This is a genomic window from Sphingobacterium sp. BIGb0116, assembly GCF_024808035.1.
Classification (GTDB): Bacteria; Bacteroidota; Bacteroidia; order Sphingobacteriales; family Sphingobacteriaceae; genus Sphingobacterium; species Sphingobacterium paramultivorum.
On record NZ_JANUDT010000003.1, the window covers coordinates 289,278 to 312,832 of the forward strand.

Here is a 23,555-nt window from a genome sequence, read left to right on the forward strand (position 1 = left end):
TTTCGAGATGATAGTTGTCATTTTTAACAAAAATTTAAAATAGGATATTTAGCGCCGATGATAGGTTTGCCTATATGGTTATTTATCTAATATATGGATACTGTAATATACGAGCCGAAAGAATTGCTGGTGGCCTTGATTGAATTGGAGAAAAGGTTAGCCACGGCACTTGGAAAATATTGCCCAAATAATGAGTTACTATTATCAGAGGATCTGGATAAGGCACTCGAGGATTTTTTGCAATTGCGTGAAGTCGCCGACAATGAGATCGGTTATCTTTCCTCACAATTGGCCCTTATACATTTGGAACGGGAAATAGAGCGTACGATCGAAGTTGTTATTGATTCCAATAATCTACGCGCATACTACGATTACAATGAATATGTCGTGAGGAAAGATGTAAAAAAGTTAGTGCAAAAAAGACAATGGCAGACCAAAGATGTGTTCTTGGCTGCGTTACTCGGAGGACTATTGACACTACTGCTGTCGTGGTTTTTTGTTTTGGATTAGAATATAAGTTTTACGAATATTTTACTGCTGTATAGGTTTATGATGAAGCCATTTATTTTTGTTTTTTTATTATTTCTCGTTTTGCTACAGCATAGTTACGGCCAGAAATTAAAGGAGGATCAGTTCAACAAACGTTACCTGGATGTTGTTGTATCTTTGGTAGCCATTGACATAAAGGAGGCGGAACGCGTTGCAGACTCTTTGCGACATGTCGCTAATACCGATGAACAGAAAATTAAAGTTTATATGTTGTGGTCTAAGCTTTATGAAAATAAAGGTGATATGAAACAGAGTATTCAAAGTGCTATGCGCGCGGATACAATCTCCAATGCAACCATGAACTTTTCCTGGCAGGCAACGACCTCGGGCTCACTGGCAACCTCGTTCCGTCAATTGGGCCTACTGAAAGCATCCGAGAGTTTTTTGAGAAAAGCTGAAGTTTCCAATGAAAATCAAACTGATCCGATCATGAAAATGCTTACACGTATCAATATTTTACATGAAAGAGCATTTCATAGTTTTGCCCAGGGTAATTATTTGGATGCCAAAGCATATGTGGTTAAGGCTTCATCCTATATTCAACACAATGCCAATGATGATAAAAAGGCATTGCTCATTAAAGCTACAAATGATCAGCTTATGGGAATTTGTGCCTTGAATTTAGGCGATTTGGCGGCTGCAGATTCCTTTTTGAACTCTTCCTTCGATAAAATTAAAACGGTTGAAAGTAATCTCAAACCATATATCTATCGTGCTCAGGCCGAAGTGGCACTTGCACGCAATGATCTGAAAAACGCAAAGAAATACCTGGATTTGGTACAACCTTATCTCGAAAATGGTAGCATAGAGGAACTAAGCATGTTAACCTACGAAACGTTGTCAAAATATTATAAGGAAAGTATAGATGAAAAAAAGTCACTTCAATATCGTTCCCTTTTTATTGACCTCAAGGAGAAAAGAGACAATGTAGCGAAGAGTATTTCCGATGATCTCATAGAAAACCTCAATGAAAGAAAGTTTTTTTATAGGAATAGGTTAATCTTCGCATTGGGCGGTATCACTGTGATCTTACTTTTGGCGACTGGCGTGATCTTGTTTTTTTATGAAAAACAACGGAATTATCGAAAAAAGTATGTTGATCTAATGGAAAAACAACCTGCAAAAATGGTTATTGGCAGCCCGCAGATCAAGCCCGAACTTCTGCTAAATGAGCGCGTAGAAAATCCGGGCAATATCAAAGCGAAAGAGGTTAATATGTCTAAAGAAACGGAAGACCGATTATATCAGTTCCTGCTCAAAAAAGAAGCCGAGTTATTTTATCTGGAAAAGGGAGTTACACTGAGCCAGCTTGCAGCCAGCATGGGAACGAACAGCCGTTATGTAACCTATATCATCCAAAAGTTCAAAGGCAAAGACTTTTACGATTATCTCCAGACAAGGCGGATTGATTATATTGTGGATAAGATCCGTACTTCTCCGGAGCTCCTGGATTTTAAATTATCCTATCTTGCAGATATGTGTGGCTTTGCATCATTAAGTAAATTCTCTTCTTCCTTTAAAACCGTTACCGGAATGCCACCTTCGGCATTTGTACATTTTGTAAAAATGGAAATGGAGCAATATAACCTTTAGCAAGCTAGTTCGTTTTGGCACTAGTTTCATCGTCGTAGTGACGCATAATGTAATAAAAATAGTCTATCATCTTCAGGTAGTTTTCAATGCTGATGTATTCATTGGTACTATGCATACTCTGCTGTTCAGCGTGATTAATTTTAATGGGCATAAAGCGATAAATATGATCACTGAGATTTTGGTATTTGATAGCGTCGGTTCCGCCAACGGTCAGGTAAGGCGTAACAATAAGATCAGGGTATAGTCTGCGGATAGAAGCTTCCATCATCTTATACGCTTTAACGTCTGTTGGTGAGACTTTGGATGCTTCTCGGGCATTGTCGACCTGTTCGATCTCAACATCAAACCCGCTTGTAGCCTGCTCGACATGATTCCGAACTTCCTGTAGGGTGTTTTCAGGCAATAGCCTAAAATTGACGACAAATTGAACTTCAGGTGAAAGTACATTGGGGGCATCGCTGCCCTTCATCATCGTCAGTGCCGTAGTTGTTCGCACGAGGGCATTAGTCGAATGGTTTTTCGTTAGTTGAGCCAGAAGTAAAGGTTCCATAATCCAGCGATTAGCGATCGCAAAGCGGGAGGCAAAAGGCATACTACCACCAACCTGTTGAAAGAAGTTTTGGATAATAGGGCCGATCTGTGCTTTCATCTGGTGATTTTCTAAGCGCTGCATGATGACTGCCGCTTTACCAATTGCACTCGTTGTTGATGGCATCGAAGAGTGCCCACCAAGACCTTTAACCTTTATTTTCAGAGATAAAAATCCCTTCTCCGCACAACCGATCAATGCTACATCGGAGCTGATTCCCTTGACCGAGCCCTTTTCCAGAATGAGTCCACCCTCGTCATAAACGGCTTCGAATTTAAGGCCTTTTTCTTTGAAGTAGTCTGCTATTTTAGCTGCGCCGCGTACGCCACCAACTTCTTCATCAAAACCAAAAGCGAGGTAGATATCCCGCTTGGGCTGTACCTGTTCTCGAACCAACTGTTCCGTAGCTTCAAGTAAGGAGAAGAGCATGCCTTTCATATCTAAGCTTCCGCGGCCATAAATGCGGCCGTTGGCTACTGCCCCCGAAAAAGGTGCATAGTCCCATTCTTCGGCTATTTCGCTAACAGGCGGTATTGCCTGGTCTCTAGGCTTAAATAGCGTTGAATCGTTGTTTTTTATAGCAGCTGAACCGGGAGGAACAACATCCATATGCGAAAGAAAGAGTAGCGGAAGCAAGCTATTGTCGCTTCCCTTGAGTCGAATGACCAGCGCGTGGCCATTGACCGTATAGGTTTCCAGAGAGCGATAGATCAGTGGAAAATTGTGCCTGATGTAACTATTAAGTTCTTCAAAAGGAACATAGTTAAATAATGTCGAGTCGCCAATAGAGATTGTGGCTATTTTGATGCCGCCGGCAAATCGGGCAACAATGCTATCATTGACCGCTGGCTGCACAGGCGTTGCAGCAGATTTTTTGACACGCGTAAACGGGTAAGTCAGCGTTCTAATTAAAAGCCCAATGATAAATAGGATAAGTAAGACAAAAAGGATTAAGAGAATTTTCTTCATAACAGACCTCATATTAACATAAGAACTTACCTTATATACGCTGGGAAAAACCTGTCCAGCGTATATCCTGTTGTTTCTAGTAGAACACGAAAGCCCTTCGTTTGTTTCTTATTTCCCGTTAAATGTGCAATAGCTCAAATTCCTGTTGAACTGTTTCTTGCCCATTGACGATAATTGAAATTTTATGTTTCCCTGCATAGAATTTCCGGGTAGTAATCAATTTGAAAGATTGCTTTCGCTCGATACGGTTTATTTCAGTTCCCTGATAGGTTCGTTCACTAATTTTAAATACCTTTCGAGATAGCTGACCATTTGACTTTTGATAATACAACCCATACTCCAGACGTAGTGATCTGGCGCTGCTGCTTCCATTCTCAATTTCAAAGGAAAAAATAAGGTGTTCACCTATTTTAACTGCCGGTGTATGGATACTGAGATTCCTAATATGAAAATCGCTACTATCCAGTCCATAAAAGCTTAGAATCGCTGGATGTCCTTGTTTGAGTAAGGTACGGCAGCCATGTTTGATGATGGCATCTGTATTTTTACCGATGCCATTCCACTGCTGAGCAATGGTCAGAACGAGATGGGGATGATCTTTGGCAATATCGTTGAGATTGTTGGCCACACTTCTTCTTACGCTCTCGGATGGGTCATTATGTAGGTTTTGGAGGATAGGCAGGATAGGGGAAGGGTCGTTTTTCAACGCTGGAATTGCCATCGCCCAGGGGAGTCGGGGCCTAGATCCTTCACTTGTAAGGCGTCGAACTTGAGGATGTGGGCTTTTGGACCATCTTTCCATTTCCGCGATCATACGAGATCCATAGTTGATAATAAATGGACGAACGGCAAATTCGCAGGTTATGAATCTCGTGACGATTTCAAATGACTGCACAGCTGTTTCAAAATCTCCGATGCCGTAAGTTTCGATATAGTCCGGAAAAATAACATATTCAAGGCCCCCCCGATGCTTCGTTTCTAGGAGATGTTCCACCACTTGTGTTAGTAAGGCCGCTGCTTCGGGAAAGGATGCCGGCATAAATTCATGTAAGGCTGCTGTGCTGTGTTTTGTACGCTGTTTCCATTCCATTTCATGAAAACTGCCTGAAAAAACGCGTTTGATAAACTGTTCTCTGTTAAAACTGTGGTCAACGCGGTGGAACTGATCGGCAATAAACTGATAAAATTCCGGTGTATATATATCTTTAATTAGGGCCATGAGTTGAAGAAATAGCTGTTAAATATCGATTAAGGAAGACAAGATACTAATTTTTAGACTTTAGTATCTTGTCATGTGAGCGGATTAGTTCGTGGCTTCTACGCCAAATTTTTTGATCGCCTCAGGGCTCAGCGGAGTGAAAAAGTTAAGCATGTTACCATCGGGATCACAAAAAAGCAATGAGCGATTACCCCAAGGCATTGTTGTCGGCTCCTGAATGATTTTTGAAGCACTATTTTTGATCCGAATATATTCATGATCTACATTTTCCACTAAAAATTCAATAATAATAGGGGCCATGTTACCAAAGATAATGGGGCTGTCGCTAAACATTTGCATCGTACGAGTACTTCCTATAGCTATGGTAATCGAACTGGTGGAAAGCTCGGCAAAATCTGGTGTAAACCATTGAGCGGTGAGCCCCAGTATTTCTTCATAGAATCTGACGGACTGCTGAATGTCATTTGCAATCAGTCGAATGGATGTTAGTTTCATGCTGATATAAATTTATTGATGACAAAGTTAAAAGGGCCATTGACAATAGTCTGTCAATAGCCCGATTGAAACTGTCAATAAATTTACTTATCCTTGCTAGATTAGTACGTCGTCAATAATTCCAAATTCTTTTGCTTCTGCAGCAACCATCCAGTGATCCCGGTCGCTGACATCATGTACGCGTTGATAGCTCTGTCCACTGTGTTTGGCAATAATATCATACAGCTCTTTCTTGATTTTCAGCACTTGATTGGCTGTAATTTCGATGTCCGAAGCCTGGCCTTGAACACCGCCAAGTGGCTGATGAAGCATCACCCGTGCGTGTTCCAGCGCGCTACGTTTGCCGGCAGCACCGCCGCAGAGTAATATCGCACCAAAGGAGAGTGCCATACCGGTGCAGATCGTTGCAACATCCGGGCTGATCAATTGCATTGTATCATAAATGCCTAATCCGGCATACACTTCGCCTCCGGGAGAGTTGATATACAGTTGTATATCTTTTTTTGGGTCGACAGATTGAAGGAATAACAGTTGGGCTTGTACGATATTGGCGATGTTGGATTCTACGGGAGCACCCATAAAGATAATACGGTCAATCATCAATCTGGAAAATACGTCCATTTGTGATACGCGCAATTCGCGTTCTTCGGTGATATATGGCGTCATGGCCAGCGGAATGCGCGACTGCTCGATGCCTGAAATATAATGATCCACCAGATCTTTTTGGACATAACAATGCCCTACCGCAAATTTGCGGAATTCATTTTTGTCAATCGTCATGATGTTAGGAATTTAGGATTTGCTAAATAGCTTTATTATTTTTTTTCTAAAAGAGACATGTTCAGGATGCGTAAATAATGCCTGCGTTATGGCTTCAATTTCCATTTTCACTTGTTTGCGCCCAAATTGCCGAATAGCTGCATAAGCTTTTTGTTGCGCAATAACCTTGTGTGCCAACTCCTCGTCCAACACCAATTTCGCTTCAAAAAGCAGTGCATCTTCCGGCTCCGCTATTCCAAAGATATACGCTTCTATCTGTTGGGTTTCATTCCATGAAGTCATCATAAACCAGGGATTTTTGTTTAACGGATTCTCTAACTTTCTCCAGGCATTTAAATTTCTGTACAGTGGCGCTCCTTGCTCCCGAATAGCCATATTCATCTGCAATTTCCTGCAGTGACATTTGATCATAATAGAAGCTTTTCAAGAGTTCTAAACATTTACGCCCAGCAGTCTCCAAAAAACGAAACAGCCTTGTGCTAGAAGGAGACTCTTCGGTTGTCAAAGCAATATCCACTTGATCCAGGGGAAGGTTTGGACTGGATTGACCATACCGTTTTAACCATAGATTTTTGGCTGTTCCAACCAAATAGCCAATATCGTTGTTTAGTGGTGCTGCTGTTAAAAGAATCTTTTCATAATACACCAGCAAAGCGTCCTGAAATACATCTTTGGCTTCATCCAAATTACCTCCCATGCGACTGATATACTTAGCCACGATGGGAAATGTACTTTTATACAAGTTCATAAAGAGCACCTGCCGGTCTATTGTTCGATTTGAATTGATCAATTGTTGCATAGCAATATCATTTATAGACATGTACCAATTTAGCGAAAAGTATCACCTTTTATTTGAAAAATTAGTTAAACAAAAATGCTTCCCCAAAAAAGGGAAGCATTCATTCGCTTATCTGAGTTAGCTTATTCCAGTTTATGTTTCTACTGCTCAAGGCTATTTTTTTAAATCCAGTTCCATCTGAATATTACATCGTTGATAAGGACTTGGATAGCCGCTAATCTTTTGGAACCCCAACTTGTAATAGAGATTGATTGCAGGTTTCAAAATGGTGTTGCTTTCGAGAAACAGTTTTGAAGCCCCTAAGGTTTTTGCTTCTTCAATAATTGCTCTTCCCAAAAGGTAGCCTATACTTTTGCCTTGCACTGTTGGGGATACCGCCATTTTTGCCAATTCATAGTCAAAATCGGGATGATTCATTTTAATAAGTGAGCATACACCTACAGGTTCATCGTTATAAAGAGCAACCATAATTTTACCCCCTTTTGCCAAAATATACTCCTCTGGATTGTCAAGTGCTTTATGGTCAGTTTCTTCCATTTCAAAATAGGTAGAAATCCATTCCTCATTCAAAGACTTAAATGCCAGGCGGTATGTTGAATTGTATGGAACAATGTTGACATCCTTACTTTCACGCATTTTCTTTTGTTCCTGAACGCGTTTCAACAAGGATTTTTGTTCAAGGAGAAATTCCCATTCAGCTAAAGCTTCCCATAGATTGTGCGTGGCTTCCTGGATAATCCCATCTATGGCGCGATCGATATCGATGCATTGAATTTTCATTCTTTCCCAAAGCATTTTTCCTTTATCGGTCAATGCAACCATATTTCGCCGTTTATCCACAGAGCGAAGGTTATCCTCTACAAGACCTGCGTTGATCATTTCTTTAACGATTTTAGTGACTGATGGCTGGGAGTGGCCAATCTCTGTTGCTATATCGGTAATTGTTTTTGAATCACCCTCAGACAAGATAAAGAACACGGGAAACCACTTGGGCGCAAAATCAATCTGATAAAGCTCATGTAATCGGGCGGCCTCTTCTGTGATATTTGAAGCCATGTAGCGCAATCTGCTTCCTAATGCTATTTTTCCTGTTTTTTCAAATAGTTCCATTGTATTATAAGTAATTATATAACCAGTTATGTAAATGTAGGAAAATAATTTAAATGTTGTAAAATTTAAATTTTAAAATTCTGCTGAAACAAAAATATGTCGTTGCTTTTTTCGTTATATTTCAATAAATTCAAAGCATAAAAAACCAGAACCCCTTAAAATAGACCGAAGGACATGAACGAGTTAGAAACTTATTTCCGAAATAATGATGCGAAGCTAATCAATAAATGGATGCATTATTTCGATGTATACGACAGACATTTTAGTCGTTTCAAAGACAAAGAGATCGTGGTGTTGGAAGTTGGGGTTTTTCAGGGCGGAAGTCTTCAGATGTGGAAGAACTATTTTGGTGATCGTGCGAAAATTTACGGTATCGACATCAATCCGCACTGTAAGGAACTCGAAGAAGAGAATGTAGAGATATTTATTGGTTCACAGTCGGACCGGAAGTTCCTACGCCAGGTAAAAGAATCCATTCCGCCGATCGATATATTGATCGATGATGGCGGCCATACGATGATACAACAGATTGTGACATTTGAGGAGCTTTTTGATCATGTGAAAGATAATGGCGTTTACCTTTGCGAAGATTTACATACATCTTATCAGGTATTTTATGGTGGTGGCCATAAAAGGAATGGTACTTTTATTGAATACAGTAAAAATTTTATTGATTACATCAATGCTTACCATTCCGAACAACGTGGACTGAAGGTCAATGGATTTACGCGTTCGGTAAGTTCCCTACACTACTATGATAGCATCTTGGTCGTGGAGAAGCATCGAAGGGATGAAGCGCCGATACATATGAAGACAGGAGCGGCGACAGTGAAAGATTTCAATGCGGCTCCCACAGGATTCGATGGATTAAAATGGAAGATTAAGAAACCTGCTTTGACCATGATCAACAAGTTGCTCCGTTTTTTCCGTATTGGCGGGTTTATGTGGCGTTAATAGTTTGTAGAGATAGCACCTTTCATGTGTATTGTGTTGTTGTTATCTGAAAAAGATGCTTAAAACGTATTTTTCCCACCGTCACAGGGTAATAAAGGGTAAACGAGTCTTGAAAAATTATAAAATAGTTGAATTTGTAAACGGAAGGAATGATTATGGCAACATGTTTTATGCTTCAATAGATTACATTTGTAATGTAACAAAAACTACATCTACAAAAGATATACTTACCTCGCTTCGGTCTCCAAGAATCCGTCAAGTTCCGCCGGAGTGGGTAAGTTTCTTTACCCAATAATATATGTTCATTTATTCCTTTAGCACTGCAATATTTAATTAATTTGTAGTCTATCCTTTTTGATATTGACAGATTCTATTGTGTTAATGTTGGATGATCTTGCCGCAATATAATGCTCCATTTCGATTTTTCCGACGTAGATCCTCGGAATTTAGTTCAGCTTTCCTTTTAGAGAAGATTTAAGTAATATGTATGCTGTTAATATATGAGTGTCAAAAGTATAGTGTATATCATTTTATAGATTGGATAATTTGGTTTATTCCTTGCGCGATTTAAATTTTTACTTATACTATTTGTTGACTTAGAATAAAAAACAATAGAAAATGAATTCAAATCATTTTTTATTGTTTTTGAAGACTGATCAGATGAAAAAAAATACTAGCCTAGTTGATAAATAAATTTGTAAACAAATGGAATGATTAGGATAATGAAAGAAAGGACTAATGAATTAGCTTTGTTCTTATTACGATATGGCAAAATTATTAGCTATAACATTTAATTTGTCTAGTTCCGGTTCCCAAAGAATCCGTCAAATAGACTGCTAAAAATCCCACCGTATCTGTATGAGTGGGATTTTTTATGTTTTATAATGAATTCCCTTGGACAGTATAACTTTTTTCAAATTGGATAAGGGGAATATTTGAGATTACATTAACGAAATATGGCGAATATCCGTTTCAATTAATCGCAGACAATGGACAGGTAATTTTAAATAGTGAATGTTATATAACTAAAGAAAATTGTTTAAATAGCATTGCTTCCATCCGTAGAAATGCAAAAGATGATACTAAAATTAAGTGTAGAGCCATCAGTGGAAAACTCTATTTTGAGTTAACAGGGACTAATGGCCAGATCATAGGTAGTGGCCTAAAGTATGAAAGCTTGGCCAGTTTAATAAATGCAATTGAATTCGTCAGATCATTTTCTGAAACAGCATTGATCAATGACCGGACTCTTTCGTGATTGGTTTAATGATCTTAGGATAATATTTAATGTCCAATAATGTAGCCCTTTATTTTTCCTGAATGATCTACTTACAAAAACCTACTACATCGAACCGTATAGGTCAGTTCAGTTTTTTTGAATAGATTAGATTAACAAGGAGTTACAAGAAAACAAAAAAGGCAGATCATTTGATCTGCCTTTTGGGTAAGTAATCGGGTTCGAACCGACGACCCCTAGAACCACAATCTAGTGCTCTAACCAACTGAGCTATACCTACCATGATTTTGATGTCACAAAAGTAGTATTATAGCTTATATGTTCCAAATGTTTTTTAAACTTTTTGACTAAACAATTGTCTATCAAAAGGTATAATTTTCAAGCGTGCCCGTTTAGCGACCCTAGAGAATAATATTTAGGTAATATTTTCAGGTTAAATGCCTAAAAAAGCAGCTTGGTCTTTAATTTGTATACTATAGTTTATGGGAAAATTTTTAAAATTTCTAATTATCGTAGCCATTTTGGCAGTGGGCGCTTGGTTCGTGTATAAAAAATATAACAGCGGACCGACAGTGGAAAGCAAACATCAGTTGTTGGTGGATCGCATTGAAGCAATGGGAAAACTGGAATTGGTCAAATACCGCTATAGCGATGTGGTGGAGCATAAAAACGTGAATACGTTTTTGCCCGACGCTAGTGTATTGTTAATAGTCAAAGCAGATGCCGTAGGCTGTGTGAATCTTACAAAGCTTAGTCCGGAAGATATCAAGGTTGTAGGGGATTCGGTTTCCATCAAATTGCCTGCTCCAGAAATCTGTTACATCAAGATCGATCATGAAGCATCCAAAGTCTATGATACGAAAATGGCTTTCTTGCGCGAAGCAGAGCTTGTGGATGAAGCTTACAAAGCCGCGGAAAAAGCTGTTGCTGATGATGTTAAGAAATCAGACATTCTGCAGCAAACCAAGGCCAATGCAACCACCGTGTTTAAACCGCTCTTACAGGGATTGGGGTTTTCGAAGATCAACCTGACTTTCGAATAAATTCAAAAAAAGCTAGGCAATGTTAACATTGTCTAGCTCTCTACAATAAATCTAATCTCCAGCCATCTCACGATGGGAGGATTTCATAATTATGCTATTATCAAGCAAAGAACAATAGCTAAGTTATATTCGTTTTACTTTTTTGTCGATGTATCGGGCTGTGGTGTTGGCGGGATTTCTCCACGGGATTCTGCAGATGTGGTATCGCGATATTGTATCGTCGTGGTATCGTTGGGAACGGAGTCCCGCATCAGTTCCTTTGATTTTTGATCATCAGTTTTAACGCCATTACATCCATAGGCTGCTAAGCAAATTAGACCGACGGCAATTAATTTTGTTGGGTTCTTCATATTATTTATTGTTTAATGATGGCATGACGCTGCATACACTCAGCCGAAGAACAAAGCTCAGGTCAAAAGGGTTTCGGATTTTAAATTAGCTATTATAATAGAAAAAGAAATCCAACCTTATATTCTTTGTTTTTAGATAAATTGTAAAAAACTTTTTACAATTGAGTACTGTTCCTATGAGTACATAAGTTCATTAAACAGACAGATATGATTCAGATATTGCTTGTCGACGACCATCATTTGGTAAGATGTGGTTTTCGGCTGATTTTAGAAACGCAAGATGATATCGCTGTTTTGGCTGATGTTGAAAGTGCTGAGGCAGCCTTGGATGTTTTAAAAATCAATCATCGACCGGATATGATCCTTACTGATATTAATATGGGCGAGATGGGAGGGATAGCCCTCATTGAATTTGCCAAACAGAAATACCCCGATATAAAAATCCTTGCGTTGACGATGGAAAATGACAAACATATAGCGGCAAATGCATTACGTGCCGGAGCAGATGGCTATTTAGTGAAGGATAGTAGTTGTGATGAGGTACTTTTTGGCATTCGGCAAGTTGCTAAAGGAGAAAAATATATCAGTGGTTCCTTAAGTGCTTCCTGTCTTAATGAGTATAAAAACTATGCGGGCAGGGCCCTGGACCTAAACCGTATTTTGTTAAAATATGATATTTCAGAACGGGAATTGCACGTTTTGGAACTAATCGCTGAGGGATATACCAATGGTGAGATTGCTGACCGTATTTTTTTAAGCAAACGTACCGTAGAAGGACATCGACAAAAACTTATCGAGAAAACCAATACAAAAAATACCGCGGGCCTTGTCCGATTTGGTTTTCATCATATGCTTTTACATTAATTGAACAACAACAATAGATGAATATGGCTACAAAGAATGAAAACCGCGTTGTCGGGACCAAAATGGAAAAAAGAAATAAAAAAGACCCGCATCTGCTGCGGGTCTTTTTTATAGTGGCCGAACCTATCCGTTAAAAACGGGTCTATTTTTTGCCCTGTTTGTCGATGGCTTTAATAAGTTCATCTTTTGTCATATCATGACGTCCTGTGATATCCATTTTCTTTGCCATTTCCAAGAGCTCAGCTTTGGTTTTTTCGGAACTTCCATTTTGTGAACTCTTAGACGCAGAAGCGCTTTTAGCAGTTGCTGGAGCTGATTTTTTTTCTTTGTTGCTGCTGTTGCCCTGCGATTGTCCTTTGGCAGTCGTATGGCTTGAACTTTTTGTTGTATTCATAATGTTCTGTTTTATTTGTTACTTATATGCTGAACATGTTACAGGTACAAAAGGTTGGTCGTTTTAATACGTTATTGGATGGTACTATTACGCTTTGTTCTTTTTTTCCATAGCAAATGCTTTGATAATGGCTTTATTAAAAGCGGGTAAATCGTCGGGCGTGCGGCTCGTAATAAGTTTATCGTCAACGACGACGTTACTGTCTTCCCATAATGCGCCTGCATTAATCAGGTCCATTTGAATGGCTTCGACAGACGTTATTTTTCTATCACGTACCAAATCCGCATTAATAAGTAATTGTGGACCGTGACAAATTGCCGCGATCGGTTTATCGCGTTCCCAAAAAGCATTGATCAAAGCAATAGCCGTTTTATTGGTTCTCAATTTATCGGGGCTTATGACTCCGCCGGGTAGCAGCAATCCATCGTACTGATCCTCTTCTGCCTCCTGAAGAGCAACATCGACAGGATAATCATTTGACCATTCATCACCATTTTTTGCGCGAACTTTTCCTTTAGTCGGTGATAAAATGTCTGTTTTGGCGCCTGCATTTTCCAGCGCTTCTTTGGGACTGGTCAATTCAATTTCTTCAAATCCATCGGCTACCAATATGGCAATCCGCTTATTTTTTAAATTTTCCATATCTAAAGTTTGTTTGTATTATATGTTTTGTGTTCTTAAAGGGAACGGATCTAAACCTATGAAGGTTTGAAATAAATTACCTTCGAGCTGGGGTTTGTCAGTTGCCATAATGTGAAGCTAAAGTTGATTTTGAATAAAAAGTATCGGATAAAGCTACACCAAATGAATAAAATTTAATTAAATATCGATAAGTGCAAAGCATGTATCGTCGCCATGATGAGCTTTCAATACAGGTACTGCCACATTATAAATCGGTATTCCGGCGGGGGATAGGGCTTTGAATTTTCCCGCATGCGCATGCCCATGAAAGGCAGCAGTAACTTTACGCCGCTGGAGCGGCTCCATTAAATGTGTTGAGCCTAAGAAAGGATAAATCTGTTCGGGTTCACCCAATACTGTTTCTGCGATAGGTGCATAATGGAGCAAAGCGACTTTTTTTATAGCTGCATGCTCTTGCTCTAACCTTGCCAAAGCGCGGTCCAGGAGCAATGATTCGTTAACAGCTTCCTGCACAAAACTTTTCATGGCATCTTCGCCGAACATCGATAACAGATAACGGTCAAATCCTCCACCAAATCCTTTTATCCCAGCAAAACCAATATTTTCGATCACGATTGCTTCGCCGTCCAAAACCGTAATTTTACTGTCGGTCAAAATTTGGCGAATCTGTTTCTGCCGTCCCTTTTCATAATCGTGATTTCCTAATACGGCGACGACCGGAACTTTGATGGATTGAAGTTCGGCAACGAGTAATTCAGCTTCTTCTTCATCACCCGTGTCGGTTAAATCACCACACAATAGCAGGACTTTTGCCTTTTCTGAAATCTCTTCAAATTTTGTTTTCCATTTTCCATGCTGATTAGCATTCATATGTATATCGCCCAAAGCGGCTATTGTTGTCTTTTTATTCATCTCAAACAGTTTTTATGGTATATGATTTATACGCCCATTCTTTAATATCGATCTCATATTGCGTCTGGTCGATGAGCGGTCCCAGGCAAACTTTCTCTAAGCAAGGAGGTAGTTCATACTGATCTGCTGCCCGCTTAATAAGCTGATCAAATAAGTCCTTTGGAAGAATATCGCGATAGTCATGCGGATAGGTAAACTGAAAGATGAGCATTTGAGCCAACAAGAGGTGCCAATGTTGATCCATCCGCGCCAATAAGCGATCCCAGTCCAGTTTCTTCCCATATTTTAGCCAAATATGGTTTATATCGGCGCTGTCGTGCCGCTCTCTGTTTTGCACATACAGTTTACACCAAACGAGTTCCTCTGCGGGCATATAACGTACTGTTGTATCAAACAGCACTCCTTCAGGCCCCCTGTCAAACCAATCTTGTTCCACAGTACAATTGTGGTTAACACTATCAAAAATAATATCAATAAAGTAGGGGGGCTTGTAAATCTTGGCCAGCCATCTCACATCCGTCAGTTCTGTTTTATAACCGCTAGCGGCAAAATGTTTGAGAATTTTTGGGTATTCGCTGCTTTTGCAAAAAATATCCATATCCTTCGTAGGCCGTATGATCCCAGTGTAGTGAAACATGGCCAAACCACCACCTACCATAAATTGACATCCGTTCTCCTGCAGCAGCCTCAATGTATCCTGAAAGAAAGCCAAGCAATCCTCAGGTGGATTATCTAAATGAATCATATTGTCTACTTTTCCTTAAAGACAGTCAAATAAATGAAGTAGTTTGTTGATAGTCAATGAAAACGTATTATCCACCTGTTTAATAGGTAAAAGTACTCAATTTAAAAATTGTTGGAACTCGGAGGGCTCTTATCGATGTTCTGAAATAAAATGTTCTGAAATAAAGTAAAGGCTCATTGCCCGATGAAGTATGGATGGGCGTATAACAAAGGTATAAAAACAGCATAAATATGGACAGTTTTTTTGGCTCTGGTGAGGATCTCACGATGTTACAGATGGGATCGCGCGCGTTTATTATGTTTATTATAGCGCTTTTTTTGGTTCGATTAGGAGGAATTCGAATTCTAGGTCGAAAGTCGGAGGTGGATTTCGTAATCATTATTATACTAGGGGCAGTGTTGGCTAGAGGAATAGTTGGCGCCTCGCCGTTCCTGTCAACGGTGTTTGCCGGCTTTGTAATGATTATTGTCAATAAAATCCTGGCCCAGGTATCGGCCCGGCTTCCCTATTTGGGTAATATGGTAAAAGGTAAGCCGGCTGTTTTATACAAGAACGGTAAAATCCAATGGGATCAGATGGATCGACTGGGGGTAAGTCGCACAGATCTACTGACGAGCTTGCGGCTAGAAACAAACAGCAAGCACCTCGATGAAGTAGATATGGCTTTGATGGAACCGAATGGTCGAATAAGCTTTACACTCAAGGAAAGAAAATAAATACTTAACAGGTAACTTTTCCTTGGTAAAACTAAACTTCTACGTTAAAAAGGATCACCTGAATCAAAGCCTGTTGACACTCCGCATAGCTAAACTGGGAAGGGTTAAAGAAGAATAAATTAAAAATATAGATTATGATTAAATACGTGTATTTGGCCATCGCATTTGCTGCAACAGCAATATCTTGCGATAATAGCGCTAATAATGGAGGAGAGGAAACTAAGATAGACACCGTAGTCAACCAAAATGGTCTACCCTTGGACAATATCCACCGAAGCCGTGGAAAAGATACGACAAAAAATGAGGATGGGAGCGCAAAAGAAGGGGTGCCATTAGACAATTTGGATCGCGATAAAAGTACGGATTGACCTGGTTGTATCTTTTCGAACAATGGCGCAAAATTATTTACTTCCAGAACGATAATAGATCCAACCTCGCAACTGTTCCAATGGGTTAGGTATTTTCAGATCTACAAGTGTATTCAACCCTAGTTCTTGGGCTAATTTTCCGAATGCATCTAAGTCATGAACTGGGTAGAATATCGCGTGCTCATTGGGTATATCCACATTCCCTTGTAACCAGCGGTAGCCCTCAGCATGTAGATTATCGATAAAGGTATCAGTAATAACCTCCAGGTAATGCATCATTTTGTTGATCCAAATAAGTTCATCCCTCGATCGTGTCGGATAGTGTTCGTGTACGTATTCGAGAATCAGTTGTTCGCCCTCCATGTCCCAGCCATCGCGAATCATCGCTAGACCCATAGACCGCACTTCTTCCTGATAAAAATCCAGCCCATAACTCATTTTAATTTCGCCCGCAATAGGGCTTTCTTCAATTTTAGCACGTAGCGCCATTTGTCTATTAAGAAGTTCATGTTTGTAGTCGAATGTTTGTTCCATGGTATTATGAGAATTAACGAAGGACAGAGCCTTAATGACTTTGTCCTCCGGAGTGAATGAATGAAATATGATTTTATTTTAATGTCGGTTTGGGTACTTTTTTCTTGATTGCTGGAGATGGCGCATTGGGTGTAATGCGCATATCACTTATCGGAGGATCTGAAGGCTGCATATTTTTAATTTGATCAAGATGTTTTTCAAATGCGGGGATTTTATCAGTAGCGAATTTCTTAAGGTCAGCATCTGTAATTGCTGTACCTGTACTTGCATCTTTGAAAAGTGAAATAGCATCCTGATGGCTCTTAACCATCAGATCGGTATAGACGCGGTCGAAATTTGCTGTGTCCGCATTATTGAGTTGGTCGATCATAACTTTGTAATTTTGATCGTCACTCGTACTCAGCTGCCAATTTTTATTCTTTACAATGGTCGACAGTTCATTTCCAGCAGCAGTATGGTCGTCTGCGATCATCTGTGCATATTGTTTGATATTTGCGTTTTGTGATTTTGCAAGAGCAATGCTTGCTGCCTGCAGTTCGAAATTGTTGCTGGCCGTGGCTTTGCTGGCAAAGTCCAGGTCTCCAGGCTGTGGCTGAGCGGGGTTGCTGTCTTGCGCCTGTACTGTTAAAATGCAGGCAAAAATCACAAGCAGCGTTCCCAAAGTTTTTAAAATGGTTTTCATAATGCTATTGTTTAATTGTTAACGATGTATGCTTTTTCGGTTATCATTTCCTTCTTGTCCATAACTAAGGATGATAGAGGATGCTAAAAAGGATAAAGACGATCTGATGATATAAGCATAGACTCTTTTGTGTGTGTTTAATAGTGAACAGTGGTCGAGAAGTTAGGGTTTGGAACTGTTATATTTTACGTATTTAAATCGAAAACTGTGTTGTTTACGTAAATACATCGTACAAATTCGTATTACATCATGATTAAAGCTCTTATGTCAATTGGGGGACAGTCAAAAATCAATTTCTCAACTAAACTAAAAATAAAAAACAGACAGCTATGAAACAGTTGTTTTTGGATGCCCATACCTCGATGGGGATCCTGAACTGTACAATTTTTATTCATGCTACATTTAATTTATAATCATTTTGTTGATGAACCACCGCTGTTGTCAGATCGTTAATTGTGTTAGTACGCAATGTAGCATGATTTGTACGTTAATTGTGGCGTGGTTGTTCTTTTGGGGTCTTGTTTCGGAAAAACGTGTTTTTACTGGAGATATGTGGTAAATGCTTGATTTGAAAGTATCAGCATGACTGGCTGAACGAAAAAAGTTTGAGATCTGTTTATTTGACGAACAGCTCTTCGGAGCATAAAACTTATTATTATGGCAACAACAGCAGACAAAAGCAAAACAAGCACAAAATCAGGTAGCACATCAACTTCAGGATCTGCTTCGCAAGGAAGAAAGCTACGTGCCGAGGCAGGTGCAGCAAAGGATTTGGCCGAATTATTTGAAGATGGTCTGAAAGATATTTACTGGGCTGAAAAAGCGCTGACAAAGGCACTTCCTAAGATGGAAAAAAATGCAAGTTCAGAACAATTGAAATCTGCTATTTCTAAACATTTGGCGGAAACAGAAACACATGTGGATCGCCTCGAACAATGTTTTGAGTTTATAGGAGTGAAAGCAAAAGCTGAAAAATGTGAAGCGATGGCGGGCTTGGTTGAAGAAGCCGAAAGCCTTATGAAAGAAACAGAAGTCGGGGCTGTTCGGGATGCCGCTATTATTGCTGCGGCTCAAAAGGTGGAACATTATGAAATTGCTACTTATGGTACGCTGGCGGCTTTTGCAAAAGTGTTAGAGCACAAGGATGCATTGAAATTACTACTTGAAACACTGGGTGAGGAAAAGAAATGCGACGAAGATCTAAGCGCGCTGGCCGATACAAATCTTAATTCGAAAGCTAAATAGGTAGCTGTCTATAACAAGATTGTGAAAGCCGAAGGACATGATTAATGCGTGTTTTAATAAAAGCAACTACGTAAAGAAAATGTAAAAGGCTCAATTTCGTTGGGCCTTTTACAAAAAATGAGCTATGAAATATTCAGATAATATGGGAAGAACGGCTGCTATTGGTAAAATTGAATACCCAAAACCACCGTTTAAGAGCCAGTCTCAACCTTGGCCAGGACTCTGTTGTGAAATGGATCCTCGACCTAATCATGGCGAGGACAGTCATAATGGATCGGGAAGGTTGCCATCCATAATTTGAAATGCTAATCCGTCTTGTCTGTTCTATTATCGTCTGAGGCGTCGTATCTTTCTTTTCGAGCCTTCATTTTAAAAGCGTGATTTTCCTTTGCGGCATCAATTGAGTGTGTGCAGGTAAGATCACTTTCCTGAAGCGCCAGTTTAGCGACGTGGGCATAAAATTTCGCAAGCTGATCAAGTTCTTCTTCACTGAGATCTTCCAAATTAACCATTCTATTGCTAGTGCCTTCGTGAGAGGCAATCAATTCATTGAGCTTGAGGTGGATTGCCTTTGAATCCTTATTCTGCGATTTTTGAATAAGAAATACCATTAGAAAAGTAACAATGGTCGTACCTGTATTGATGACCAGTTGCCAGGTTTCAGAGTAGTTAAATATGGGGCCACTTACTGCCCAAATGATAACTGTAGAGGTTGCAATAATAAATGCTGCTGAACTACCAGTTGCGTGTGTCGCCCAGTTTGAGAACCGTTCAAATAAGTTTTTTCTCTTTTTCATCACTAAACTTTAAGTTTCTATAGAGACCCCACTGAAACCGAATTTGTTTGCATTTATTAGCTTTTACCTTAAAAGATCAGTTTTTCAAAGGTTTGTCTGCTCCATAGCTAAGAATGACCTACCTGCTTTGTTGCTACTACCGTATTTGAGATTTGTACTGACTAGGTGTGACTCCTTTAATTGACTTGAAAATTTTATTAAAGTTTGAAAGGCTATTGAAACCACAGGCATAAGCAATGTGCGTGATTTGATGCTTATTTTCAGCGATCAATCTACAGGATTCGCTAATGCGCACCTCATTGACAAACTGGACGAAGGTTTTCTGCGTACGGGATTTGAAGTAACGGCAAAAGGAATGTTTCGACATATTAGATAGCTGCGCAACTTGATCCAATTGAATTTCTCCAGTATAGTTGTTAAATACGAATTTAAAGATGCTGTCAATTTTACTATTGTCAATAGGACTATAGTTGTGGGTGTATCCCGCGCTGGAGAGGTAATCAAATTCATCTGTTGATAACATCAATTCGATAATCTCCAATAACAAAATGGTTTTCTCAAAGCCATAATCCAGCTGTACAATCTTTTTTAGCTTTACCTTCAATTGTTCCTTTGTTGCGCCACGGAATAGGAGACCACGTTTTGAGGCCGAAAAGAATGCTTCGATTTTGTGTGTCTGAAAGAAATGCCCTAAAAGTTTAATCATTAATTTTGGTTCTATATACAAGGCCAAAGAGCGGGATGTCTTTGTCTCCGCAATAGCAGAGCCTGGGCAATTTATATTGTTATTGTGCCAGACATGTGGCAGATCGGGTCCTACAAAAGTGAGTTCATCAGAAGCAAAGTTACTCACATTATCTCCAATGATCCGTTTTCCCTCACTTTCCACAATATAGGTCATCTGACAGGCGCTATGAAAGTGAAATTCGGTGGAGAAGAATGGTCGCTGGACATCTTTGGTCGCAAAAGTCGTAATAGCTGCACCTTCCAGAATTTTTGCAAAAACAGGTTTCATGCGTTTGGTTATTTTAATTAAGAACAAGCAAGATAGCTTATTTTGTCCTAAAAATAAGTAAACAGAGGTAAAAATGTTAATATAGTGGGAGAAATGAGCAATCTAGCAGTAGTCACGGTACTGTTAAGCACGTAATTTCGAATAGTATAAAATAACGTGCAGAACTTATGAATCCTAAATTATATCCTTATAGCATCATGATCGTCTTTGTCGTACTTTGTGCGACAGCCTTTCGGTCTGCAGAAAGAAGTCGTACTGTGACTCGCTACGCATCTATAACAGGATTAAAAGCAGAGAAAGTAGCTTATTATAAGAAACTTCATGCCAAGGTTTGGCCCACAGTACTTCGAAAGATCGACGCATGTCATATCCGCAATTATTCTATTTTTTTGAAGGAAATAGATGGTAAATTTTTTCTTTTCAGCTATTTCGAATATGTAGGACAAAATTTCAAGCTTGATATGCAGAAGATGGCGTCCGATCCAGAGACACAGCGTTGGTGGAAAGAAACGGATCCTTGTCAGCAACCCCTGTCCGATGCGCAGGAGAAAGGGGAAATATGGTCTGGTATGGCGGAGGTATTCCATACGGAATAAAGAAAAAGAATGAATGCTGTAATAACCAACATTATATAACCATGAGAAAGAAATTATTATTTAGTTTGGCACTTGCTGTATTGGGAACAAATCTCTGTGCTCAGACAAAGACTATTGTACCTGTTCCATCAATACATCCCAATGCTTATCAGCGGGAGCAAATTGACCGAAAATATGGTATGTTCGTTCATTTTGGCATGAATACATTTCATGACCAGGAGTGGACAGACGGATCTAAACCCGCTAGCTCGTATGCACCATCGGCTATTGAGGTTAAACAGTGGGTTTCGACAGCAAAGGAAGCTGGGATGAAGTACATGATTTTGGTTACGAAACATCATGAAGGTTTTTGTTTATGGGATAGTAAGTATACGGACTACGATGTGGCGAGTTCTTCAAACGCGACAAATGTTGTGCAGGAGCTGGCTAAAGAATGCGCCAAACAGGGGATGCGCCTTGGTTTATATTATTCTTTATGGGACCGAAAGCAGAATCCCAATGTAAAAGACATGTCTGCAGATGCAGCATATAATCAATATATGTTGAACCAACTTAATGAGTTAGTTGATATAACCAAAAAGTATACAGATATCGTTGAGCTTTGGCTGGACGGTGGCTGGGAAAAAGAGAACTATCGATGGCCCACGCAGGCGATTTACAATTTGATCAAGAAAAAGGTTACCGGATGTCAAATTGGTATAAACTGGAGTATAGGATCACCTGAGAATACAGACAAACACATAGTTTTGCCGAAAGATCAGCAGAATTATTACCCTATACGTTATTTTCCAAGTGATTTTAGGCTAGGCGATCCTTATCTTCCGATCAATCCCGATCCTAAGCTTTTTATTGCCCAGGGGAATACGTATTATATGCCTTTTGAGACAACAGTGGTACTTGGAGAACGCTGGTTTTATAATACCACGGACAAGAAGTATAAGTCTTTGGAAGAGCTTGCGGGGATTTATCAGACCGCAACAGCACAAGACAATATCCTGATCTTAAACGTTGGTCCCAATCGGATGGGACGCATAAAGGATTCGGATGTTGACATTTTGCGCAAATTAAAGGATAAGTTAAAGTTGTAATTCAAAATAGATTAACCTAAATACTAAAAACAAGTACGTTAAGATTTTATGATAAAGACGTTTGATATTCAGGATCGGAGATTTCCTTTGGCTACAGGTGCGGGCAGTGATGCGATACACAAGGATCCGATCTATTCTTATGCTGTGACTCGATTGGTAGATGATAAGGGGCGCGTAGGGACAGGTTTGGCTTTTACACTGGGAGCAGGAAATGAGCTGGTCTGTCGTGCTGCAGCTTTCTATGCCGAACGATTGAAAGGGATTCCAATTGAAGATCTTATGGCAGATTTTGGTCAATTGTTTAATAAGTTGAGCAACGAACAGCAATTTCGTTGGTTGGGTCCCCATAAAGGTATCGTTCATTTGGCCCTAGCTTCGGTAACAAATGCCTGTTTTGACCTCTGGGCTAAAACAAGAGGAGTTCCACTTTGGAAGCTGTTAACCGACCTCAGCGCTGAGGAGATTGTCAATACGTTGGATCTTTCCTATTTGGAAGATGAATTTACAAAGGCTGAAGCCATCAGCCTGCTGGAGTCGACTATCTCAACTGGTCATAAAAGAATGGACATTATTGAAAAGGGCTATGCGGGCTACGACACATCAGTAGGCTGGTTTAACTATTCTGATGAAAAAGTACGGGAGAACTGTAAACGCGCTTTAGACAACGGTTTCTCCGCAATGAAACTCAAAGTAGGCAGTGAAGATCCATTACGGGATATTCGTCGTGCGCATATTGTACGGGAGGTTGCGGGTGATGAAGCCAAAGTAATGCTCGATGCGAATCAGCAATGGACGCTACCTCAGGCGCTATCCATCTGTCAAGAGCTTAAGGAGATGAACCCTTTTTGGGTTGAGGAGCCGACACATCCCGACGACATTGTTGGGCATAAACGCTTAGCCGAGCACATTGCGCCGATAAAAGTTGCCATGGGTGAGCATGTGCCGAACCGCATCTTGTTTAAAAATTACCTTCAAATGGGTGCGGCGGGATTTGTACAGGTGGATGCTGTTCGAGTCGGCGGTGTGAGCGAGTTTATTTCAGTGAGTCTACTTTGTCGAAAATATAATATTCCCGTTGTGCCGCATGTCGGTGATATGGGGCAGCTTCATCAGCATCTTGTTTTGTTTAACCATATAAGCCTTGGGCATGAGGCTTTGTTTTTGGAGCATATTCCACACCTAAAGTCTCATTTTGTACATCCTGTGTCTATAGCAAATGGCGTGTACCGTACCCCAATGGATGTGGGAAGCAGTTGTGATTTGTTATAAG

Annotated in this window: 29 protein-coding genes and 1 tRNA gene; 13 read left to right on the forward strand and 17 right to left on the reverse strand. The window is 39.9% G+C overall.

Annotation, left to right across the window (positions count from 1 at the left end):
* The first annotated feature begins 93 nt into the window (after positions 1–93).
* Complete coding sequence (locus tag M2419_RS10085; RefSeq protein ID WP_153845952.1) at positions 94–510, forward strand: hypothetical protein; 417 nt, start codon at positions 94–96, stop codon at positions 508–510.
* A gap of 39 nt (positions 511–549) precedes the next feature.
* The gene (locus M2419_RS10090; protein WP_259254911.1) at positions 550–2,142 is read left to right on the forward strand and encodes an AraC family transcriptional regulator; all 1,593 of its coding nucleotides are present in this window, start codon (positions 550–552) and stop codon (positions 2,140–2,142) included.
* Between the two features lie 4 nt (positions 2,143–2,146).
* Here the strand turns inward: M2419_RS10090 and M2419_RS10095 are convergent, their stop codons facing one another.
* The 7 genes from M2419_RS10095 to M2419_RS10125 form a co-directional block, all read right to left on the reverse strand.
* Positions 2,147–3,700, reverse strand: coding sequence for a M20/M25/M40 family metallo-hydrolase (locus M2419_RS10095; RefSeq protein WP_259254912.1), 1,554 nt, complete (start codon positions 3,698–3,700; stop codon positions 2,147–2,149).
* A 118-nt stretch (positions 3,701–3,818) separates the two neighbouring features.
* A complete protein-coding gene (locus M2419_RS10100; RefSeq protein ID WP_259254913.1) occupies positions 3,819–4,919 on the reverse strand; it encodes a DNA alkylation repair protein in 1,101 nt (366 codons plus the stop codon).
* A gap of 84 nt (positions 4,920–5,003) precedes the next feature.
* Positions 5,004–5,414, reverse strand: coding sequence for a glyoxalase/bleomycin resistance/extradiol dioxygenase family protein (locus M2419_RS10105; RefSeq protein ID WP_153845955.1), 411 nt, complete (start codon positions 5,412–5,414; stop codon positions 5,004–5,006).
* Positions 5,415–5,510: 96 nt separating this feature from the next.
* Positions 5,511–6,194, reverse strand: a complete 684-nt coding sequence (locus M2419_RS10110) for an ATP-dependent Clp protease proteolytic subunit (protein WP_153845956.1) — start codon at positions 6,192–6,194, stop codon at positions 5,511–5,513.
* Between the two features lie 12 nt (positions 6,195–6,206).
* A complete protein-coding gene (locus M2419_RS10115; RefSeq protein WP_153845957.1) occupies positions 6,207–6,479 on the reverse strand; it encodes a hypothetical protein in 273 nt (90 codons plus the stop codon).
* Positions 6,460–6,993 carry an RNA polymerase sigma factor gene (locus M2419_RS10120; protein WP_259254914.1) on the reverse strand — a complete coding sequence of 178 codons (534 nt, stop codon included), beginning with the start codon at positions 6,991–6,993 and terminating at the stop codon, positions 6,460–6,462. Before M2419_RS10120 ends, M2419_RS10115 begins: the two co-directional genes overlap by 20 nt.
* A gap of 153 nt (positions 6,994–7,146) precedes the next feature.
* Positions 7,147–8,103 (reverse strand): helix-turn-helix domain-containing GNAT family N-acetyltransferase, encoded by a 957-nt coding sequence (locus tag M2419_RS10125; protein WP_153845959.1) that lies wholly within the window; start codon positions 8,101–8,103, stop codon positions 7,147–7,149.
* Positions 8,104–8,277: 174 nt separating this feature from the next.
* Here M2419_RS10125 and M2419_RS10130 point away from each other — a divergent pair, with 174 nt between their 5' ends.
* Together M2419_RS10130 and M2419_RS27485 are read left to right on the forward strand one after the other, a co-directional pair.
* On the forward strand, positions 8,278–9,057 hold the full coding sequence (locus M2419_RS10130; protein ID WP_153845960.1) for a class I SAM-dependent methyltransferase: 780 nt from the start codon (positions 8,278–8,280) through the stop codon (positions 9,055–9,057).
* A 940-nt stretch (positions 9,058–9,997) separates the two neighbouring features.
* A complete protein-coding gene (locus M2419_RS27485) occupies positions 9,998–10,315 on the forward strand; it encodes a YegP family protein (protein ID WP_409049508.1) in 318 nt (105 codons plus the stop codon).
* Positions 10,316–10,500: 185 nt separating this feature from the next.
* Here the strand turns inward: M2419_RS27485 and M2419_RS10135 are convergent.
* A tRNA-His gene (locus M2419_RS10135) sits at positions 10,501–10,574 on the reverse strand.
* A 202-nt stretch (positions 10,575–10,776) separates the two neighbouring features.
* Here M2419_RS10135 and M2419_RS10140 point away from each other — a divergent pair.
* Positions 10,777–11,337 (forward strand): DUF4230 domain-containing protein, encoded by a 561-nt coding sequence (locus tag M2419_RS10140; protein ID WP_153845962.1) that lies wholly within the window; start codon positions 10,777–10,779, stop codon positions 11,335–11,337.
* A gap of 134 nt (positions 11,338–11,471) precedes the next feature.
* On the opposite strand, the gene M2419_RS10145 is transcribed toward M2419_RS10140, so the two are convergent.
* A complete protein-coding gene (locus M2419_RS10145; RefSeq protein WP_088161489.1) occupies positions 11,472–11,687 on the reverse strand; it encodes a hypothetical protein in 216 nt (71 codons plus the stop codon).
* A 207-nt stretch (positions 11,688–11,894) separates the two neighbouring features.
* Here M2419_RS10145 and M2419_RS10150 point away from each other — a divergent pair, with 207 nt between their 5' ends.
* On the forward strand, positions 11,895–12,551 hold the full coding sequence (locus M2419_RS10150; RefSeq protein WP_182332113.1) for a response regulator transcription factor: 657 nt from the start codon (positions 11,895–11,897) through the stop codon (positions 12,549–12,551).
* 142 nt (positions 12,552–12,693) lie between these two features.
* On the opposite strand, the gene M2419_RS10155 is transcribed toward M2419_RS10150, so the two are convergent.
* From M2419_RS10155 to M2419_RS10170, 4 genes are all read right to left on the reverse strand, one after another.
* A complete protein-coding gene (locus tag M2419_RS10155) occupies positions 12,694–12,945 on the reverse strand; it encodes a Rho termination factor N-terminal domain-containing protein (RefSeq protein WP_182332111.1) in 252 nt (83 codons plus the stop codon).
* Positions 12,946–13,032: 87 nt separating this feature from the next.
* On the reverse strand, positions 13,033–13,587 hold the full coding sequence (locus M2419_RS10160; RefSeq protein ID WP_259254915.1) for a type 1 glutamine amidotransferase domain-containing protein: 555 nt from the start codon (positions 13,585–13,587) through the stop codon (positions 13,033–13,035).
* Positions 13,588–13,764: 177 nt separating this feature from the next.
* Complete coding sequence (locus tag M2419_RS10165) at positions 13,765–14,499, reverse strand: metallophosphoesterase (RefSeq protein ID WP_259254916.1); 735 nt, start codon at positions 14,497–14,499, stop codon at positions 13,765–13,767.
* A gap of 1 nt (position 14,500) precedes the next feature.
* On the reverse strand, positions 14,501–15,244 hold the full coding sequence (locus M2419_RS10170; RefSeq protein WP_159726798.1) for a nucleotidyltransferase: 744 nt from the start codon (positions 15,242–15,244) through the stop codon (positions 14,501–14,503).
* Positions 15,245–15,474: 230 nt separating this feature from the next.
* On the opposite strand from M2419_RS10170, the gene M2419_RS10175 reads away from it, so the two are divergent.
* Positions 15,475–15,960, forward strand: a complete 486-nt coding sequence (locus tag M2419_RS10175) for a DUF421 domain-containing protein (RefSeq protein WP_259254917.1) — start codon at positions 15,475–15,477, stop codon at positions 15,958–15,960.
* A 134-nt stretch (positions 15,961–16,094) separates the two neighbouring features.
* On the forward strand, positions 16,095–16,328 hold the full coding sequence (locus tag M2419_RS10180) for a hypothetical protein (RefSeq protein WP_153845969.1): 234 nt from the start codon (positions 16,095–16,097) through the stop codon (positions 16,326–16,328).
* 33 nt (positions 16,329–16,361) lie between these two features.
* Here M2419_RS10180 and M2419_RS10185 read toward each other — a convergent pair whose 3' ends face one another.
* The gene (locus tag M2419_RS10185; protein WP_259254918.1) at positions 16,362–16,862 is read right to left on the reverse strand and encodes a hypothetical protein; all 501 of its coding nucleotides are present in this window, start codon (positions 16,860–16,862) and stop codon (positions 16,362–16,364) included.
* A gap of 73 nt (positions 16,863–16,935) precedes the next feature.
* Entirely contained in the window at positions 16,936–17,544 is a 609-nt protein-coding gene (locus M2419_RS10190; protein ID WP_259254919.1) for a DUF4142 domain-containing protein, read from the reverse strand.
* Positions 17,545–18,201: 657 nt separating this feature from the next.
* Between M2419_RS10190 and M2419_RS10195 the strand changes: the two genes are divergently transcribed.
* Together M2419_RS10195 and M2419_RS10200 are read left to right on the forward strand one after the other, a co-directional pair.
* Positions 18,202–18,789, forward strand: coding sequence for a ferritin-like domain-containing protein (locus M2419_RS10195; RefSeq protein WP_182332102.1), 588 nt, complete (start codon positions 18,202–18,204; stop codon positions 18,787–18,789).
* Positions 18,790–18,913: 124 nt separating this feature from the next.
* Positions 18,914–19,090 (forward strand): hypothetical protein, encoded by a 177-nt coding sequence (locus M2419_RS10200; RefSeq protein ID WP_200845522.1) that lies wholly within the window; start codon positions 18,914–18,916, stop codon positions 19,088–19,090.
* Positions 19,091–19,094: 4 nt separating this feature from the next.
* On the opposite strand, the gene M2419_RS10205 is transcribed toward M2419_RS10200, so the two are convergent.
* Together M2419_RS10205 and M2419_RS10210 are read right to left on the reverse strand one after the other, a co-directional pair.
* Complete coding sequence (locus M2419_RS10205; RefSeq protein WP_153845973.1) at positions 19,095–19,586, reverse strand: low affinity iron permease family protein; 492 nt, start codon at positions 19,584–19,586, stop codon at positions 19,095–19,097.
* 136 nt (positions 19,587–19,722) lie between these two features.
* Positions 19,723–20,601, reverse strand: coding sequence for an AraC family transcriptional regulator (locus M2419_RS10210; RefSeq protein ID WP_153845974.1), 879 nt, complete (start codon positions 20,599–20,601; stop codon positions 19,723–19,725).
* A gap of 167 nt (positions 20,602–20,768) precedes the next feature.
* Between M2419_RS10210 and M2419_RS10215 the strand changes: the two genes are divergently transcribed.
* The 3 genes from M2419_RS10215 to M2419_RS10225 are packed head-to-tail and all read left to right on the forward strand — an operon-like array spanning position 20,769 to position 23,554.
* The gene (locus M2419_RS10215; RefSeq protein WP_182332099.1) at positions 20,769–21,197 is read left to right on the forward strand and encodes an L-rhamnose mutarotase; all 429 of its coding nucleotides are present in this window, start codon (positions 20,769–20,771) and stop codon (positions 21,195–21,197) included.
* 41 nt (positions 21,198–21,238) lie between these two features.
* On the forward strand, positions 21,239–22,285 hold the full coding sequence (locus tag M2419_RS10220; RefSeq protein ID WP_153845975.1) for an alpha-L-fucosidase: 1,047 nt from the start codon (positions 21,239–21,241) through the stop codon (positions 22,283–22,285).
* A 48-nt stretch (positions 22,286–22,333) separates the two neighbouring features.
* Positions 22,334–23,554 (forward strand): enolase C-terminal domain-like protein, encoded by a 1,221-nt coding sequence (locus M2419_RS10225; protein ID WP_153845976.1) that lies wholly within the window; start codon positions 22,334–22,336, stop codon positions 23,552–23,554.
* The last annotated feature ends 1 nt before the right edge of the window (position 23,555 follow it).